Genomic DNA, 17912 nt, shown 5'->3' with positions numbered 1-17912 from the left:
TTATAATTCAATAAATCTATCAATAATTAGCGTAAAAAACTCATAATCATAGCACCGTTTCATCAATTAGTTCACGTTGCCCTGTCCTGCTCCAGTTGGCCCCAACTCCTCTAGTTCTGGTAGTACCAACTCCTCTAAATTTTCAGTATCTGTTGTTGTATCCGTACTGTCACTAGGTTGCTCCACCCGAATACGCGGGCTTGGACACCTATATTCTTTTTTTATCTCTACTGTAGATTCAGGAAACTTTCCAAATGTTACCCCCAGTTCAGGATGTTTATACAATTCTTCCATGAACAGTGCATAAATAGGCAGTGCCGTTTTGGATCCTTCGCCTGTAGCAGAATTCTTAAAGTGTATACTTTGTTCGTCGCAGCCGACCCACACCCCCGCTACAAGATCCTTTGTCACCCCCATGTACCATCCATCTACATAATCCGAAGATGTACCTGTTTTTCCCCCAATTTCATTACCGTCTCTAAACAAGTCCCACTCCCATAACGCCTGTGAAGTGCCTCGAGGTTCCTCTACAGTACCTCTTAGCATATAAGTCATCAACCAAGCGTTTTCTGGATCGATCACTTTCTTCTGCTCAGATTTAAAGGTAGCGATTGTATTACCGTCCATGTCTACAATCTTAGACACCAATACAGGGTCAGTCTTCTTTCCTCCATTCATAAAGGTACCATAAGCACGAACCATCTCAAACACCGATACATCGTTCGATCCCAATCCCACAGAAGGTACAGACTCCAACTTACTTTCTATACCACACTGATGTGCTACATCGACTACTTTATCCCAACCAACAGCCTCAGTCACCTGAGCTGTTATTGTATTAAGCGATCTCGCCATCGCCCAACGGAGTGACATTTCCTGATAAGACACGCTCCAATCTGCATTTTTCGGTTCCCATACTTCATTCTCCCCCTTCTTATTGATGAATTCTATCTTCACAGGTTTATCCGTAAATTTATCGCAGGGAGTCATTCCAGACTCCAGAGCCGCCATATAGGCGAAAGGCTTAAAAGTAGATCCAGCCTGACGCTTTGCTTGATTGACGTGATCAAATTTATAATAATTGTGATTGATACCACCTACCCACACTTTAATTTCACCGTTATACGGATCCATGGCCATCATACCTGTATTCAGCATCATGAGATAGTGTTTTAATGAATCCATTGTGGAATAGTTTACTTTTTCCATTCCTTTCCAGGTAAAAACCTCCATCTCCCGCTTTTCCTTCATCGCTACAAACACACTGTCCTCATTGTTCTTGTACTTTTGCATTAACCCTGCATAGGAAGGTAGTTTACGCGCATGATTTTCCAAAAATTCAGGAATCACATTACCTTCTTTATCCCGCCAAGGCTCTTCACTGCCCCAGGTATTCTTTAGGCGGCGTTGCAATTCCTCCATTCGATCAGCGACTACCTTTTCTGCAATTTTCTGCATCCTCGAGTCGATCGTTGTGTAGATCTTTAACCCAGCCTTGTTAATATCAATTTCGTTGTCCTGACTCCATTTATCCAGCCATCTAGCTACTGCCGAACGGATATAAGAGTCATTACCATCAATAGAATCTTTATAATTCAAATTTAAGTTCAACGAATCTTTTGAAAAATCAGTCACCTGAGCCTGCGTTAGATAACCCGACTTTTCCATTTGAACCAACACCACATTACGGCGTTGCATAGCATTTTTCGGATTACGTATTGGATTATAAATTGTCGTCCCTTTGAGCATACCCACCAAGAGAGCACTTTCTTTGATATCCAGTTTACTAGGTTGCTTATTAAAATAGCGCAATGAGGCGGATTTGATACCGTAAGCATTATTGCTAAAAGACACCGTATTCAAGTACATCGTAATGATCTCGTTCTTACTATACTTATTTTCCAGCTTGTACGCGGTCATCCATTCTTTGAACTTAGTCACCAGAATATTTATGCCTGGTATCTTGTTGAGATAGCCTTGGGCATGCGCATATCGTGTTTTGAAAAGATTCTTAGCCAATTGTTGCGTGATGGTACTGGCTCCTCTTGGATCGCCTTTCAAGGTAGATACAGCTCCAGAAACCAATCCCAAGAAGTCAACGCCATTATGTTTATAAAAACGGATATCCTCCGTCGCGATCAGCGCATCGAGTACATGTTTAGAAATACTATCAAAAGGAACCGGATCACGATCTTCTTCAAAATAACGTCCAATAAGGACTGAATCCGCTGTATACAGCTCAGATGCGACGTTCAAAGTTGGCATCACAATATCCTTTTTTGTAGGCGAATAGCCAAATAGACCTAAAAAATTAAGTTGTACGGCACAGGTAAACAATATGATACTATAAATGACAATAAGTATATATCGTAAAAATCTATTTTTAACACGTCTAAACATGCGGTAAATATGAATAAAATGTTTTGAAATCTGATATTTTACAAAACAAAAATAAACTACGCACAATAAAATTAACGAATTTTAACAAACTCTAATAATCTACTGAAACACGATATTTTAACTACCGTATTTTCTATTAAAATATGTTCATCCGTTTTAATTAAAATGAGATCCAATATCTAATATCGGTTTAAATCATTATTTTTACCCATGTAATTAACTTAGATATGCTAAAACAGACATTACAGCAAAAATTATTACAAAAACTTTCTCCGCAACAGATTCAGTTTATAAAACTGTTGCAGGTACCTACAGCATCTCTAGATACACGAATCAAAGAAGAGCTGGAAGAAAACCCTGCATTAGAGGATGGCAGTTTGGCCAATATGAATGACCCTGTAGAAGAATACCCGGACAAAGACCCCGAAGAATATGAAAACGGTGAAGATTCTTTCGACGAAGAATTCAGTGTAGAAGACTATATACAAGAAGACGATTACAAAGACTACGGCAGTAACTATTCTAGCGATGATGAGGACGAGCAAAAGGAAATCCCGATTGCTATTCAAGATTCCTTTTTTGAAAAGTTACAGAGCCAGCTCGATTTACTAGCTTTAAGTGATAAGCAATATCTAATTGGAAATCAAATAATAGGAAGTCTTGATGACGATGGATACTTAAGACGGCAGATACTTTCGCTTATCGACGATCTTGCATTTTCACAGAATGTAATCACAGAAGAGGCAGAAGTCGAAGAGATGCTTCATGTCATCCAGTCCTTTGAGCCTGCGGGCATCGGCGCACGTGACTTACAGGAATGTCTTTTGATCCAACTCAAGAAAAAAGACCAGAATAACCCTACCGTTCGACAGGCAATACGTGTCGTCCAAAACTATCTTGAGGAGTTTACAAAAAAGCATTATGATAAAATCGAAAAGCAACTTGACGTCAACTCTGAGCAGCTGAAGGATATTGTTAATGAGATATTAAAATTAAACCCCAAACCTGGAGATTCTGCTGCAGTAGCCGGCAAGCAGTTGCAGATCATCCCCGATTTTCACATCAGTAATGATGATGGCGTCTTACATCTCACACTCAATGGCCGAAATGCCCCCGAGCTACGTGTATCCCGTTCGTATCAAGATATGTTCGAACACTATGAAAAAGCAGAGAAAGGCGACAAAAAAATGAAAGAGGCCGTACAGTTTGTCAAACAAAAATTGGATTCGGCCAAATGGTTTATTGATGCCATCAAACAACGCCAGCAGACCCTGCTTAAGACAATGAATGCAATTATGGAGTTTCAGTATGATTATTTCCTGACCGGGGATGACCGTATGCTCAAACCCATGATCCTAAAAGATATCGCCGAAGAGATCGAAATGGATATATCCACCGTCTCCCGTGTCGCCAATTCCAAATATGTACAGACAGAGTTTGGGACATTTTTATTAAAATCATTCTTTTCTGAGGCTATTCAAACAGATTCTGGTGAAGAAGTATCGAATAAAGAAGTAAAAAAAATACTCGAAGAATGTATCGCCAACGAAGATAAGCGTAAACCGCTAGCAGACGAGAAACTTACCGATATTTTAAAAGAAAAAGGTTACACCATCGCTAGAAGAACAGTAGCCAAATACCGTGAGGCACTTAATATTCCGGTTGCCCGATTACGTAAGGAACTCTAGTCCTTTGGCGAATCCTATTTAACTTTCCTTCTGTTTTGACCTGCAGAAGGAAAGTATCCGTAAAAAAACTTCCCTCACAAAAAAACACTATCTTGTACAATGTCTAACGATAACCCCATAATCCATGGAAAATCCTATAGTTAAGCAAAAAAACAAGCTAAAGAGAGCTGCCAAGCTTATCAGTATATTGGGAAAATATGGCTTTGAAGACCTTAAATCAAAGATCAGTAACACAGCTAGCAATTCCAATAATCCGACAGAAACCTCCAATCACCAGCCCCTCTTTTATGAGCGGATACGCAAGGTGATTGAAGAACTCGGCCCCACCTATGTCAAGTTTGGCCAAGCCCTATCTACACGTGAAGACTTATTACCTGCCGAACTCATTCTCGAATTAAAGAAGCTTCAAGACAATGTAGCCCCCGAAAACATCAATATCCATGAATGGTTAGAAAGCGAATTACCAATAGACATAACGGAAACATTCCTTCATATCGAAAAAGAGCCTTTTGCCTCAGCCTCCATTGCCCAGGTCTATAAAGCTACGTTGGCCAACGGCGACACCGTAATCCTTAAAGTAAAAAGAACCGCAATACGCGAAATGGTCACGGCCGATCTGCTCCTAATCAAAGATATAATCAACGTATTAATGAGCTATTATCCACTCATACGAGAGATCAATCTACCCCAGGTTTTCGAAGCATTCGAAAAGAATATTATGGAAGAGCTTTCTTTTCTCAACGAGCTCAAAAATATCCAGCAGTTTGCACGTAATTTTTCTGAGGAGCGTCGAATCAAACGCATGCAGGTATACGCAAACCTCTCGTCCGACAATCTGCTCTGCATTTCCTGGATTGACGGCGTACGTATTACAGATATTGAGGCACTGCGGTTGCAACAGCTAGACACCGAGCACATTGTAGACACAGGACTTGATCTTTATCTTACTCAAGTGTTAGAGCATGGTTTCTTTCATGCAGACCCCCATCCGGGCAATCTCTTGGTCACACCCTCCGGTCAGATTGCCTTTATCGACCTGGGCGCTATGGCCAAGCTACTCCCCAAAGACAAAGAATATCTCGAAAACTTTATTCTCTACTTTGTAAACAAAGATATCGACAACCTGATACGATCCATCAAAAAGATGTCAATACGTATCAATATCACAAACGAAAAGATCCTTGTGCGTGATCTCCAGCAATTGTTTACAATGATTGATTCACAGACCCTAAAAGAACTCGATATCAAAGACATATTTTCCAGATTCTCCAATATTCTCAATAAAAATGACATCCTCATGCCAGATTATATTTATCTTTTGGTTCGTGGCATCGTACTTATCGAGGGAATAGGAAGATCCCTTCTACCCGATTTAAACATTATAGACAAAGTAAAACCCTATGTTGCTAAAATTATGGCCAAACGACTATCCCCTCCATATGTCATCGAGAATATACTGCAATCCCTACAGCAACTGCAAGGTACACTGACAACAGCCCCCCAATCCATGACAGATTTACTCCATAAAGTCGAACAGGGCGAACTAAAAATACGGTTGGACAGCAAAGATCTCGAAACATTTCAGCGACAACAACGCAAAGATCACAGTGTCAACAGACATCTATATCTTGCCTGTGCTACATTCCTTGGTGCCTGCTTGCTGGCAGATACCCAACAGCCCGCACTTTTGGGTTTACCATGGATCACATGGACATTGTTTATCCTAAGTTTCACTTTGTTGATCATTGGTTGGATTCGAAAAGCAAAAACAGCGTAAATCACGTATTATCTCTTAAGTTAGCTCTTTTATTTTTTTGGTATCTTTACTTTATCTTGTTATCTTGCTCTTTTTAGCAAAGCTTACCAATTCTAACTAAATATGAAAAACAATATATTATTTATTATAGGTTTAGCTATATCCACCTATTCCTGTAATTCTTCAGCACCTATAGGTGGTAAAGCAACGTATGCAGGTGGTCTCACCCTACGAGACTCTGTTTTTATGGTCGCAGAATCCGATCTAGACAAAGATAGTCTCAAATATTATTATTTCGGGATCGCTGCAGCCCCCTCTCGTCTATTTAACCGTTTACGCGAACACAATATTTTGTTGATAAATAATATTGACATCCCCAACCAACACTATGCAGTATATAATCAATTTGCAGATTCCATTATCCTATCACGTACCGGAAAAACCTTTCAAGAACTATTTGACGAGAAGTAGTGGACCGCTTCCAAAACGTATATCCGCAATGGATTGATTAACCTCTTCCAGCATGGCAATTCCCCGCATTACATACGTTCGCTGTCGATTTCGATGAAAAAGTTGGTATAGTAAAAATCAATTGAAAACGGAACTGCCAAGCTAGCGTCCTCATCTAGACTTCTCACACCTTCATTGCCATAAACTACACTGTTATAGACTTTGATGCGTGTACCTGATTTATTATACATCCCCGCTGTTACCGAATTAGGATTTCCGACAATAGTATTCCCTACGATACTACTATTGATCCAAGTCATCGTGCCAGATTCTGTATTTTTATTATAAACACCGCCTCCATAAGCCGAAGAATGAGAAGAACAGACCCTATTTCCGACAATTTGGTTATTAATCCATGCTATAGCGCCACTATTACTATTAAATATTCCGCCACCATAAGCTAATGAACTCGAAGTAGCATGATTATCTTTTACGACCGTATTGGTCCATGTCATGACACCTTCATTCGCATTATAGATAGCTCCACCATAAGTCAATGATGTTGATGTGGCGGCATTATCACTGAAATAATTATTCGTCCATATCATTGTCCCCTTACCATAGTTCCAGTTATAAACAGCTCCTCCAAAAGCAGCCGAAGCGACCGATGATGACAAAACAGTATTGTTATGGATGTTGTTGTTGTGCCAAGTCATTACACCTTCACCACTATATTCCGTATAAACACCACCTCCGTAAGCATATGCAGAAGTAGAAGAAGCCATATTATCACAGATTTCCAGATTTTTAAACGTTGGAGATCCAGCCGTCACCATATTATATATCCCTCCACCATAAGCCCTGCAAAAACGATGCCCAGCCACCCGAATTGATGATCCTTGGTTGTCGCTTCCACCTCCCACTATAGAAAATCCATCCAGCCTACACTTTTCGCCCATATCCCCGGCCAATAACACCACATGAAAAGCTTTATCCGTTCTATCTGTCATTTTTAGCCCCTTTCCTTTGCCGACAATACTATCATCTCCCTTATAGTCTCCACTCAGAATAGTTGCACTACCACCCCTAAGTTTTAACAGGCGGTCAGACATCCCTGGATTACCCGACATCGGAAAACCACCATACAATTGCACATTCTTGACCAGCAAAAAACTACGATCTCTCGGCTCCTTAATGGGGGTACTAAAGTGCTTACCATCTTCAGGGCTGTACATCGGCCGATAAGTTCCCTCAGCTACCCATATCTGCAATGGTTCGGCCTCCGACCATAGGCCTTTATCTTTATTTTCATAAGCCCATCTCAATGCATCAGCGAGTTCAACTATGGCATTTTCCCAATTCTTACCCGAGCCATTTCCATCGCGCGCGGCTTTATTTACATACAAGATGCGCCCATATGGTGATATATGTTTTCTATCTAAACAACTTTTCACTTCATAAGCTCCTCTATTTGGGACTCTTTTGAGCCTACGAAGAGCACCGCTACTATTTTCATCTATTTCCAAGATATTCCTCCTTCCTGCGTCACATATTTTCCAGATTACAATTCACGCTATTATTCAGTTCCGAATCAGTTTTCTTTCACATAGTCCCAGTTTCAAAGGTGAGTTTATGCAAATTTTCAAGTCCTATCTGAGATACTCAGGCTTAAAAAACAAAACTAAAATAGCAATTTATTACCGATTAAAGAAACCCTATATTTCCTTGTCGCTAATTTTTTTTCAACACCACATCCTTCTTGTTTTACAATAAAGAAGTCAAAAAAATCTGATTATCAACCATATGAAACTAAGCCGGAAAGAAAAAACATACCTTTTTCAGTTGTTTTTACTTTAGCACCTCTAGAGTTTCTTTTGTCAAGGGCAGCTCCATACGTATTCTTTGTAATCGACATCGGAAAAAAAGGCTATCACAGCTATAATAGGTTTTTTTTGACGTCAAGGTGTTGGTTCTCGAAAAGGCATTATAAACAATTAAGAAACCTTATATATCAAGTATATCGGTGAGACTTTTACATCCAAAGAAGGTCTATATACCGATAATCTCCTAATCGCCGACATGAATTTGGAAACCTTGATTCCCCAAAAGAAACACACCGGAGTACTTCTTAGGATAAAAAAAACGTACCTTTGTATTCATTTTGCGCAGGCCAAACGATTCGATTATTACATTTACACGCAATATTTGCAGACGAAAGTTATGTTTACAAATTCAAAATTCATCTTCTTATTAGCACAAATATTATTTCTTACCGTCACATCATATTGCCAACAGATTGACCCCCTTCAGTTGCATGAAGAGATTTCAGCCTTAAATGATAACAATCAAAACGAAAAGTCTATCCTTATTTTAGAAAAAATCATAAGTGATCCCCGTTCTACCGTTTATGACCGTTATTATGCATACTTAGAAAAATCACTAACCTACAAACAGCTGTATAATTACTCTGGTGCCTTAAAGAATCTAGAGCTGGCCGCTCAGGAAATTAAAAATACAGACAAAGAAGATCAGCTAAACATCCGGGTCATTATTGAGCGCATACTCATTCATTTTGACCTTAAGAATGAAAAGGAGTACCTAGAACTGCTAAAACAAGTAAAGCCCGAAAATCTTCAATATGTCAAAAAAGAGACCCGCGCATTCTATCAGTGTATCCTTGGCCACCTCGAACTTCACAAAGGCAACTATAAAGAGGCTGATCAACACTTCGATGACTGTATCCAGCTTTTGGAGAAAGAATCCCCCAAACACCTTCCTATTATCTATAAAGTCAAAGTAGAGCTTTATAACAATATGGGCCTTAAAAAGGAGGCTTTAGCGGCATTTGAAAAGGGACTTGAATATGCAAACATGTATGATATCGACATTTATAAAATCATGATGTACGAGACCATCATCTATTATTATACGTCCAATAAAGAGTATGAAAAAGCCTATCTGGCGCAAAAAACCGTTAGCGAGGCCCGTCGTCAATACGATGCTGCCAATAGAAGTGGTAAACTTAACCTACTTGAAAAAGAGCTATTACAACAACGCAATGAGATAGAAATCGTAAACCGGAAAAATCTTATGTGGCTATTTTCCTGTATTATTATTCTTCTATGTACTCTTATTTTTGTGCTGTTCAAACTCTATCAATCAAACAAGCACCGTCGAATCCTGATGGAAAAAGAAATGGATCAGATGCGCATTAGACTAGAACAATATATCAACCGTACTTCGGAAGAAGTAAAAGACGATATAAGCAAAAAACTAAAGAACACTAAATTAAAGGCCAGACAAATTGAAGTAATTGAACTCGTTAGACAAGGCAAGACCAATAAAGAAATTGGGACAGAGTTATTTATATCCGAAAATACGGTTAAGTATCATCTAAAAGCTATTTACGAAATATTGGACATCGACAATCGTTCAGCTTTGCTTAAGGATAAAACTAGGTTCACCGACTTAGGAGATTGATCGTAGTGATTTTTTCCGTAATACTGGTGCAAGTGAAATGCAAGAGATTGACCGCGTACACCGCGACTATCCCGATCTCCAGGATGACGAGTTCGTTCGCTCGTTTTTAAATGGAGAATCGGCCAAGTAATAGAAAGACCTGCAGGTGTGCAGGTCTTTCTACTTAAAGCAATATCCCCGTTAATGCAAAGCCGACCAGTATGGTCACGACGATGGCCACTATACCAGGCAGCATAAAGCTATGATTTACGACAAACTTTCCGATTTTGGTTGTTCCCGTTCGATCAAAATCTATGGCTGCCAGCAGAGTCGGATAGCCCGGGAGTAGAAAGTCACCATTTACAGCTGGAAACATGGCCAGTAGGTGCGGATTAGTGATTCCTAGCGCTACGCCCATAGGCATGATTGTACGTGTGGTGGCTGCTTGGCTGAATGTCAACGCACCCATCAGAAATAATGCTATCGCAAATGTCCAAGGCTGCGCTGTGACGATACCCTTAAAAGTATGTTCGATCGCCGCCTCATTGGCCAACATAAACGTAGCACTCATCCACACCACCCCGAGTATCGATACGACAGCTGTCGCCATCGATGTAAATAGGCTCATCTTCGCTACCTCGGCAGTCGAAGTCTTGGTGACCAACATGATCATCGCCGACGCCGATAGCGTGATGATCATGATCAGTGTGGTAAGGTTGATATTACCGTTTGCATTTACGCTAAAACTAGGATTACCGCCCACATGAGGTACCAACCCCGGAAAAGCACCAAAAATCACAATCAGAAGAATAGCGAAGGCAAAGATAGCTACCGCTGTCTTTGCTCCCGGCTTCGGTTCATAATGCACCTTCTTTCCTTCATCAACTTCCATCGGATCCATTGAGCGCGCAAACTCAGGATCTTTCATTTTTTCCAAAAATACGGGATCCCTATCCAGTTCTACCCCTTTCTTCCATACCGCTAATATACTGGCCAATATTCCACAGATCGCGGCCGGTATACAGATCATCATGATATGAATAGATGCAGATGAATACGCCAGTATAGAAGCCAAAGATGCGCTGGCCGCACTCATAGGGCTTCCGGTGATCGCTAAATGCGATGCTATTACCGATACAGAAAGTGGCCTCTCGGGTCTCACACGCTGTTTGGCAGCCACCTCCGAAATAATAGGCAGCAGCGAATACACGATATGGGCGGTGCCTGCAAATAGACATAAAAAATAAGTCGTAAACGGCGCAATAAACGTTATTCGGCTTGGATTTTTACGGATGATACGTTCGGCGATACTAACCAGATAATCCAGTCCACCTGCAGCCTGCAAAGTAGCGGCCGTAGTCACTATAGCCAGAATAATCAATAGTACCGCGATCGGAGGCTCAGCAGGAGTCATACCAAATACAAACACAAAAATCAATAGACCGACCATCCCCATCACCCCCAGACCTATTCCTTTCATCCGGGATCCGATCAATATCATCCCCAGTAAGATTGCTAACTGCACAAATATCATCGGGCAATAAATTTGGGATGGATCAGGTTTTCAATCGAATAGATCTCTTCCCACTTCGCCTGACTTATTAATTTCCGTTCGATCACGACTATTTCGTATATAGACTTGCCCGAGCTAAGAGCCTCCTTAGCGATAGACGAACACTCCTCATACCCCAATATCGGGTTCAGTTGCGTCACGATACCGATACTTTGCATTACCATATTTTTGCTATGCTCCACATTAGCAGTGATCCCCACTACACACTTATCTTTTAGTGTGCGGCATGCCTTGGTCAGGTACTGTAAAGAGGTGAATAGTGCCATCCCCATGACAGGCTCCATAACATTAAGCTGCAGTTGTCCGGCCTCCGCAGCCATAGTCACTGTCAGATCAGCACCGATTACGTAATAACAGGTCTGATTCATTAATTCAGGGATGACCGGATTCACTTTGCCCGGCATGATCGACGATCCCGGCTGCATAGCAGGCAGATTAATTTCATTAAGACCGCACCTTGGCCCACTGCTCAGCAACCGCAGATCATTACATATCTTACTTAGTTTTATAGCATTCCGCTTTAACGTACCACTCAGCTGTACCAGAGCTCCTGTATCATAAGTCGCTTCGATAAGATCTGCCGCGAGCGTCACCGGCACCTGACTGATCTCTGCCAGGTAGTTGATACATAGTTGTGCGTACCCTTCAGGGGCATTCACTCCTGTACCGATCGCCGTAGCCCCCATATTCACCTCCGTGATCAAAAGAGAAGCCTCCCGTATACGCAACACGTCCTCACCCAAAGTCGTCGCAAAGGCGTTAAATTCCTGTCCCAGTGTCATCGGTACGGCATCCTGCAATTGGGTACGCCCCATCTTCAAGACCCCTTCAAATTCCTTTCCTTTCGAATAGAATGCCATCTGAAGCTCTTCCAGCGCCTGCGAAAATGAAGCTATCTTAAGATAGACCGCAATTCGAAAAGCGGAGGGATAGGCGTCATTCGTACTTTGGGATAGATTGACATCGTTATTGGGGTGGAGGTATTGGTACTCTCCCTTTTTATGGCCTAAGTATTCGAGCCCTAGGTTGGCGATCACCTCATTTGCATTCATATTCGTAGAGGTGCCGGCACCCCCCTGAATAAGATCGCTCACAAACTGATCGGCAAATTCACCCGCAATCAGACGGTCACAGGCATAAGCAATTGCTTCAGCTTTCTTCAGATCCAGGATACCCAAATCTCTATTGGCCAAGGCTGCGGCCTTCTTGACATAACCAAAGGCTTTAATAAAAAGCGGTTCACTACCGATCGGTATTCCTGTAATATCAAAATTCTCTTTGGCGCGCATCGTCTGCACCCCATAGTAGCAGTCGTTGCTAATTTCCTTTTCCCCCAAGAAATCATGTTCAATTCTGAAAGTTGTCATCGTGTTCTGTTTGTTTATATGGTTTGTATTTGGTGTATATAAGTGATCGGTATCAAACCTACATAAATTAGCCTTTACGCGCAATATAATTATGTGGTATTTTAAAAGCGATTTTTGCAGTTTTCCTCCATTACCAGTTTACCCCGACCTTCCTGGGAACTTTCAATGTTCTGGGTAAAAAAAATTAGAACAGATTGAACCTTTTACTGTTATTTATATCTAAAGAATCGTAACACGCAATTATCTTACTTTAAATAGGCCTTATCATGGAGAAAAGTAAAAACCTGCACCTACTATGGCGTAGTGGCTTTGGCCCAGCTCTTTCAGATATTCAGAAATTAGACAAACTGACTACTAGACAATTATGGCAAAACATAAAAAGCAATAGTTTGACAGTCCTACCCGATATCAGCCCCTCCAGTTCCTTCGTCCAGGATAATTACGACAAGAGTGCAGGCGCAGATCTTAGCAAAGCAGAAAAAGAGGCGTGGAACAGAAAGATAAGGCAACAAAGCGCCAAGGATATCAAAGAATTTAATCAGCAATGGATACGTTCAATGGTAAACAGCACCAATCAACTTGGCGAAAAAGTAAGCTTCTTCTGGCATCATCACTTTGCTATACGCCACCCGAATAGTTTTCTACAACAGGACGCCGTCAATAGTATCAGGCGCCACGCTTTAGGCAATTTCCGTGATCTTTTAAGCGAAGTAAGCAAATCAGGCGCCATGGTACTCTCGCTCAATAACCAACAGAATCGAAAAAGCTCACCCAATGAAAATTTTGCACGCGAGATCATGGAACTTTTTACCATGGGGATCGGCCACTACACCGAGCAAGACATCAAGGAAGCGGCCCGAGCGTTTACAGGTTGGGGAGTTGGCAAAGATGGAAGATTTGCATTCCATCGCAGATTGCATGATGACGGTATTAAGCAGATACTTGGTAAGACAGGCCGCTTCAATGGCGATGATGTAATCGACATCATCCTAGACCATCCCCAGACTCCGGTTTTTATTGTCACAAAGGTATACCGCTATTTTGTCAGTGAGACGGTAGACCAGCATAGAGTCCAAGTGTTGGCTGCAGCATTTCGCAAAGACTATAATATCCGGCAGTTATTGGATAGTATCTTTGATAGCGAGTGGTTTTATGCATCGCAATATACAGGCAACCGGGTAAAATCCCCGATCGAGTTATTGGTCGGTATGCAGCGATTATCCCCTGTTGCCGCCATAGAAGAACAATTACAGTATCGGACCCAAAAGCAGTTGGGTCAGGTTTTATTTAATCCGCCCAGTATTGCTGGCTGGCCATCCGGCAAAAACTGGTTGGACAGCAGCACGCTAATGGTACGGTTGCAGCTACCACAGATTATCGCAGGGGCAGTAACAGCCAATTTAAGAACCAAAAGTGACGACGATACCAATATGGGTCTATCCAATCCAGATGATATCGTACGTCTTCAGCAGCGTGGCAGGATTGTCTCCAACCCCGCGTGGAATCTCTGGTTGTCCCAGCAAAATGAATCCACCATTACCACATCCATCAGTGCGGCAGCAATCCCGCAGGAGACCCGATCGTTGTTACAGCGCAAAAGTGGCGGTGATAAAAATGAATATGCACAGGCCCTGATGAATCTACCCGAATATCAACTCTGTTAAACCTCAAGCATCATGTTAATCAAAAGAAGAACGTTTTTACAAACGACAGCACTTGCCTCAGCAAGCTTATTTCTCCCCAAATTTTTGAATGCCATGGCAGGAAACACCCTACCTGATGGCAGGCAAAAAGTATTGATAGTCATACAGCTGACCGGAGGTAATGATGGATTAAACACCCTTATACCCTATACCAATGACCTTTACTATAGCAGTAGGCCAGCGATAGCTATCGGCAAAAATCAGGCTTTACGGATAAACGATGATGCGGGGCTCAATCCCCATCTCCCGATATTGAAGACATTACATGACGAAGGGTGTCTGGCTGTGCTCAACAATGTTGGCTATCCCGAGCCCAACCGTTCGCACTTCAGGAGTATGGATATCTGGCATACAGCCAGCAACCCCGACGAATACCTGTCAACAGGTTGGCTAGGTCGCTATCTGGACCATCAATGCAAAGACTGCGACCTGCCTGTTCAGCTTATCGAGACCGACGACATTTTAAGCCTGGCGCTTAAAGGAGAACAGTACCAAGGTATCACCTTTCGAGATCCACGAAAACTATATACAAAATCGCAGGAACAGTTCTACAAAAATGTCGGGCAGGTACACCATCATGAACACGAGATGGCCGACTATCTGTACAAAATATTGGGAGACACGATCAATAGCACCAACTATATCTTAGAAAAATCAAGAACAAACCCCAGTACGGCAGACTATCCCTCGACCGCATTTGGCAATAATCTCAAACATATCGCTTCATTGATCCGAAGTGATATCAATACCAGCGTGTATTACGTTTCATTGGGTAGCTTTGATACCCACGTACGACAAGTCGGTAGACAAACTGAACTTTTCAAAGAACTGAATGCCGGATTAGAAGTGTTTATCAAGGATTTAAAAAAGGAAAATCGCTTCAAAGACACACTCATTATGACCTTCTCCGAGTTCGGTCGTCGCGTCGCCCAAAATGCAAGCGCAGGCACTGACCACGGGACAGCAAACAATATGTTTTTCATCAGCGGCGCACTACGACAAAAAGGAATTATCAATGCGTTGCCCGACCTATCCAACCTGAGCAGTGGTGACCTTCAGTACAGCGTAGACTTTAAAAATGTATATGCGACCATCTTAGATAAATGGTTAAACAGCAGCGCCCCAGATATACTGGGCAGAGACTTCAAAACACTTGATTTCATTTGAGAGAATAAGTTATACGACATCTCTTAATTCACTAGCATAACTTCCCACTTCTTCTGTCGCAAAAACAAGAGCGGAGTGGGTCAGCGGAAGCTTAAGTCAAGACCGTATATAAAGTATTACTTAACTTATACTAAAACATCATATAAAATCAATAATAACACTGATTAATAACGTTGTTTTACTTTAAAGAAATAACAGAATTTAAACTATTGCAAAATTCGCAATGGCAAAAAATGACTATTTCCACTAATTTTATCTAGCCACTCCGCTCTCTTACCCCAACTTTAAAACTCAAATTTGATTCCTCCCTTGCACGACATCTGCTGCTTTAAACATTAAGGCATTGTACATCCTGTGGAGCAGTGAATAGTCCCCTGTTTAAAAATTGATAATTGTTGATTCCCCTCAAAGTGACGACTCCTCTATCCGGCTTTGGTAATAGCATTACCGTTAGTCTTTCGGCATGATATCCTCTCTTCATCGTTACAAATAAAGATCAACGGTTTAAAACCGCTCTCCCAGTTGCTCCAATACCGTAAAAAAGCACAATACTACTTAAAAATGCAATAACGGGCCGAAACATTTCCAAGACCCTCTATTTAACATAACAAAATTTATCAACACGGATATAGAATCCCAATCACTCCGGAGGAGATAATCCGCGTTACGCCAGCACGAGCCGATTACACTTCTTACTTTTCGTGAATAAGCCCTTGTAATTTCTTTTAAAAATCTTTCGTTTTTTTGACTTTCTAAAAATGGATAAACCATCGCCTCTATGTAAACTATTTCGTGATATCAACACTAAACTAGAATCTTATTACTGAAAATATAAAGTAATGATACAATATAGAGCAGGATGGGACTAAAAGGTAAAAGCTACACCAGCAAAGCCTACAAGAACACATTAACGACAAAAGGCTAGAACGTGCCGCCTTTTGCATCTGTATGTACGGTATTTTTGCCGTTCGTGACCGTCGCCCCTTCGATGATCGACCCATCGGCAGCCGAGCGTACCTCACCTTGGAGTACCGACCCCGGCTGCGTCTGAGCGACCGCCCCGCTTGTGGCGGGACTACTAAACACAACACAAAATATTATTAAACAAGCGGATAGCTTATGGCTGATAGCTCCCGGGAGCCACACCCCTCTTTTTTCGTCCCCTCGGCCGTAGTGGAGAGGTCGCTCGCCTACTGGCACCAGCTTTGTCTTTGCAGATACCCCACTTGCCATAGGCCCTCGGCCATACGTTCTTTGTTTAAGCCATTTTAAGCTCCTCTCCCGCATTATTTTACTACCGACGATCATAGACTCCACTTTGCTCCCGAAAGCCCTACAGCGCGCTCGAAAACCCCTTGAAATCAATCGGTCCACATATAGGTCATCTATGGGGTTGATGTCCGTGCGAGTGGGAGGAACGACAACGAAGCAACCGATCTCTCTTCCAGCAGGTCGTTCTGGTATCATCCCTCGTTCAACCTTCGTTCGCGCACCCTCCGCTTCGACAAGGCTTCGAGTGCCCTTCGACTGTTCTTCGACAGCGCTTCGGGACGGGTTCGAGACTGCTTCGACACTCCTTCGGGTGCTGTTCGACCCGGCTTCGACTGGGCTTCGACTCGCTGTCGAACAGGACTCGAACAACGGCCGAACAACAGTCGAACAGCTCTGCACGCAGGTACGGCCCAATCCCGAAGCCCTAGCGATGGATTTAGCGACAGAATCCGAAGCGCTGTACAGTAGCGATGAAGCCTTTTTTAAGTATTTTGCCAGCACTTCATCCTTGCCTGATCTGCATTTTGCAGGTGCCCTGTCCATACCTTGTTCGGAACTGCTTCGCAACCGCTTCGGAACCGCTCTACCTTCTGTCCTATGTTTGTCTACTGTTTCTCTACAGAATACATAGAGAAACAGTAGACAATCTGTAGAGAATCTGTAGAGAATAGGTAGACATTTGCCGAACAAGGGGCGAACAAGGGGCGAACAAGGTGCGAACAAAGTCACTACCTCTCTCCTGTCGGACACCTCGTTGCCGCCTGCAAAAGCATTACCTATCTGCGGCTCTTTCTCTGGGCTTTGTTGGCGCTTGGCCTGTTCTTTGTCTATTGTTTGCCTATCCTTTGCCTCGGAGGCAACGAAATAACGAGCAAAAGCTGATAAATAAGTAAACAAAGTTCCTACTGGGTACCTGCCAGAACCTGGGCAAATACCACTTTTCCCCGATGAACTTCCGATCGTTCTCCGATCGCGCCCCGATGGTGACCGGGGATTCATCGGGGATCCATCGGGGATCGACCGTGTTTTGAAAGAATCAAGGCCGGACAAAGGCAGGCCTTGGGCAGAACGAAGACT

The 17912-nt window shown here is 42.3% G+C and carries 11 protein-coding genes; 6 read left to right on the top strand and 5 right to left on the bottom strand.

Going from position 1 to position 17912, the window contains the following annotated elements; all coding sequences use genetic code 11:
• Window positions 1-66 precede the first annotated feature (66 nt).
• Window positions 67-2265: a penicillin-binding protein 1A gene (locus G7B18_RS11470; RefSeq protein WP_370626387.1), complete on the bottom strand. Its 2199-nt coding sequence runs from the start codon at window positions 2263-2265 to the stop codon at window positions 67-69.
• Window positions 2266-2627: 362 nt separating this feature from the next.
• Here G7B18_RS11470 and rpoN point away from each other — a divergent pair, with 362 nt between their 5' ends.
• From rpoN to G7B18_RS11455, 3 genes are all read left to right on the top strand, one after another.
• Entirely contained in the window at window positions 2628-4088 is a 1461-nt protein-coding gene (gene rpoN / locus G7B18_RS11465; protein ID WP_164112457.1) for an RNA polymerase factor sigma-54, read from the top strand.
• Between the two features lie 124 nt (window positions 4089-4212).
• Window positions 4213-5865: an ABC1 kinase family protein gene (locus tag G7B18_RS11460; RefSeq protein ID WP_164112456.1), complete on the top strand. Its 1653-nt coding sequence runs from the start codon at window positions 4213-4215 to the stop codon at window positions 5863-5865.
• A gap of 102 nt (window positions 5866-5967) precedes the next feature.
• A complete protein-coding gene (locus G7B18_RS11455) occupies window positions 5968-6315 on the top strand; it encodes a hypothetical protein (protein ID WP_164112455.1) in 348 nt (115 codons plus the stop codon).
• A gap of 68 nt (window positions 6316-6383) precedes the next feature.
• Here the strand turns inward: G7B18_RS11455 and G7B18_RS11450 are convergent, their stop codons facing one another.
• Window positions 6384-7820 carry a hypothetical protein gene (locus G7B18_RS11450; RefSeq protein ID WP_164112454.1) on the bottom strand — a complete coding sequence of 479 codons (1437 nt, stop codon included), beginning with the start codon at window positions 7818-7820 and terminating at the stop codon, window positions 6384-6386.
• A 694-nt stretch (window positions 7821-8514) separates the two neighbouring features.
• Between G7B18_RS11450 and G7B18_RS11445 the strand changes: the two genes are divergently transcribed.
• The gene (locus G7B18_RS11445) at window positions 8515-9774 is read left to right on the top strand and encodes a tetratricopeptide repeat protein (RefSeq protein ID WP_164112453.1); all 1260 of its coding nucleotides are present in this window, start codon (window positions 8515-8517) and stop codon (window positions 9772-9774) included.
• 163 nt (window positions 9775-9937) lie between these two features.
• Here G7B18_RS11445 and G7B18_RS11440 read toward each other — a convergent pair whose 3' ends face one another.
• Together G7B18_RS11440 and aspA are read right to left on the bottom strand one after the other, a co-directional pair.
• Window positions 9938-11287, bottom strand: a complete 1350-nt coding sequence (locus G7B18_RS11440) for an anaerobic C4-dicarboxylate transporter family protein (protein WP_164112452.1) — start codon at window positions 11285-11287, stop codon at window positions 9938-9940.
• The gene (gene aspA, locus G7B18_RS11435; protein WP_164122639.1) at window positions 11284-12693 is read right to left on the bottom strand and encodes an aspartate ammonia-lyase; all 1410 of its coding nucleotides are present in this window, start codon (window positions 12691-12693) and stop codon (window positions 11284-11286) included. The genes G7B18_RS11440 and aspA overlap by 4 nt, the downstream gene beginning before the upstream one ends.
• A gap of 266 nt (window positions 12694-12959) precedes the next feature.
• Between aspA and G7B18_RS11430 the strand changes: the two genes are divergently transcribed.
• Both G7B18_RS11430 and G7B18_RS11425 read left to right on the top strand, forming a co-directional pair.
• Complete coding sequence (locus tag G7B18_RS11430) at window positions 12960-14357, top strand: DUF1800 family protein (protein WP_164122637.1); 1398 nt, start codon at window positions 12960-12962, stop codon at window positions 14355-14357.
• 12 nt (window positions 14358-14369) lie between these two features.
• On the top strand, window positions 14370-15563 hold the full coding sequence (locus tag G7B18_RS11425; protein ID WP_164122635.1) for a DUF1501 domain-containing protein: 1194 nt from the start codon (window positions 14370-14372) through the stop codon (window positions 15561-15563).
• A 921-nt stretch (window positions 15564-16484) separates the two neighbouring features.
• Here the strand turns inward: G7B18_RS11425 and G7B18_RS11420 are convergent.
• The coding region (locus G7B18_RS11420) for a hypothetical protein (protein WP_164122633.1) at window positions 16485-17912 on the bottom strand (1428 nt) is incomplete at its 5' end.

Origin of the sequence: Sphingobacterium sp. xlx-130, from assembly GCF_011007405.1 — a bacterium.
Lineage (GTDB): Bacteria > Bacteroidota > Bacteroidia > Sphingobacteriales > Sphingobacteriaceae > Sphingobacterium > Sphingobacterium luzhongxinii.
The sequence above is the reverse complement of the archived record's forward strand: the minus strand, read 5'-3'. Positions and strand labels throughout refer to the sequence as shown.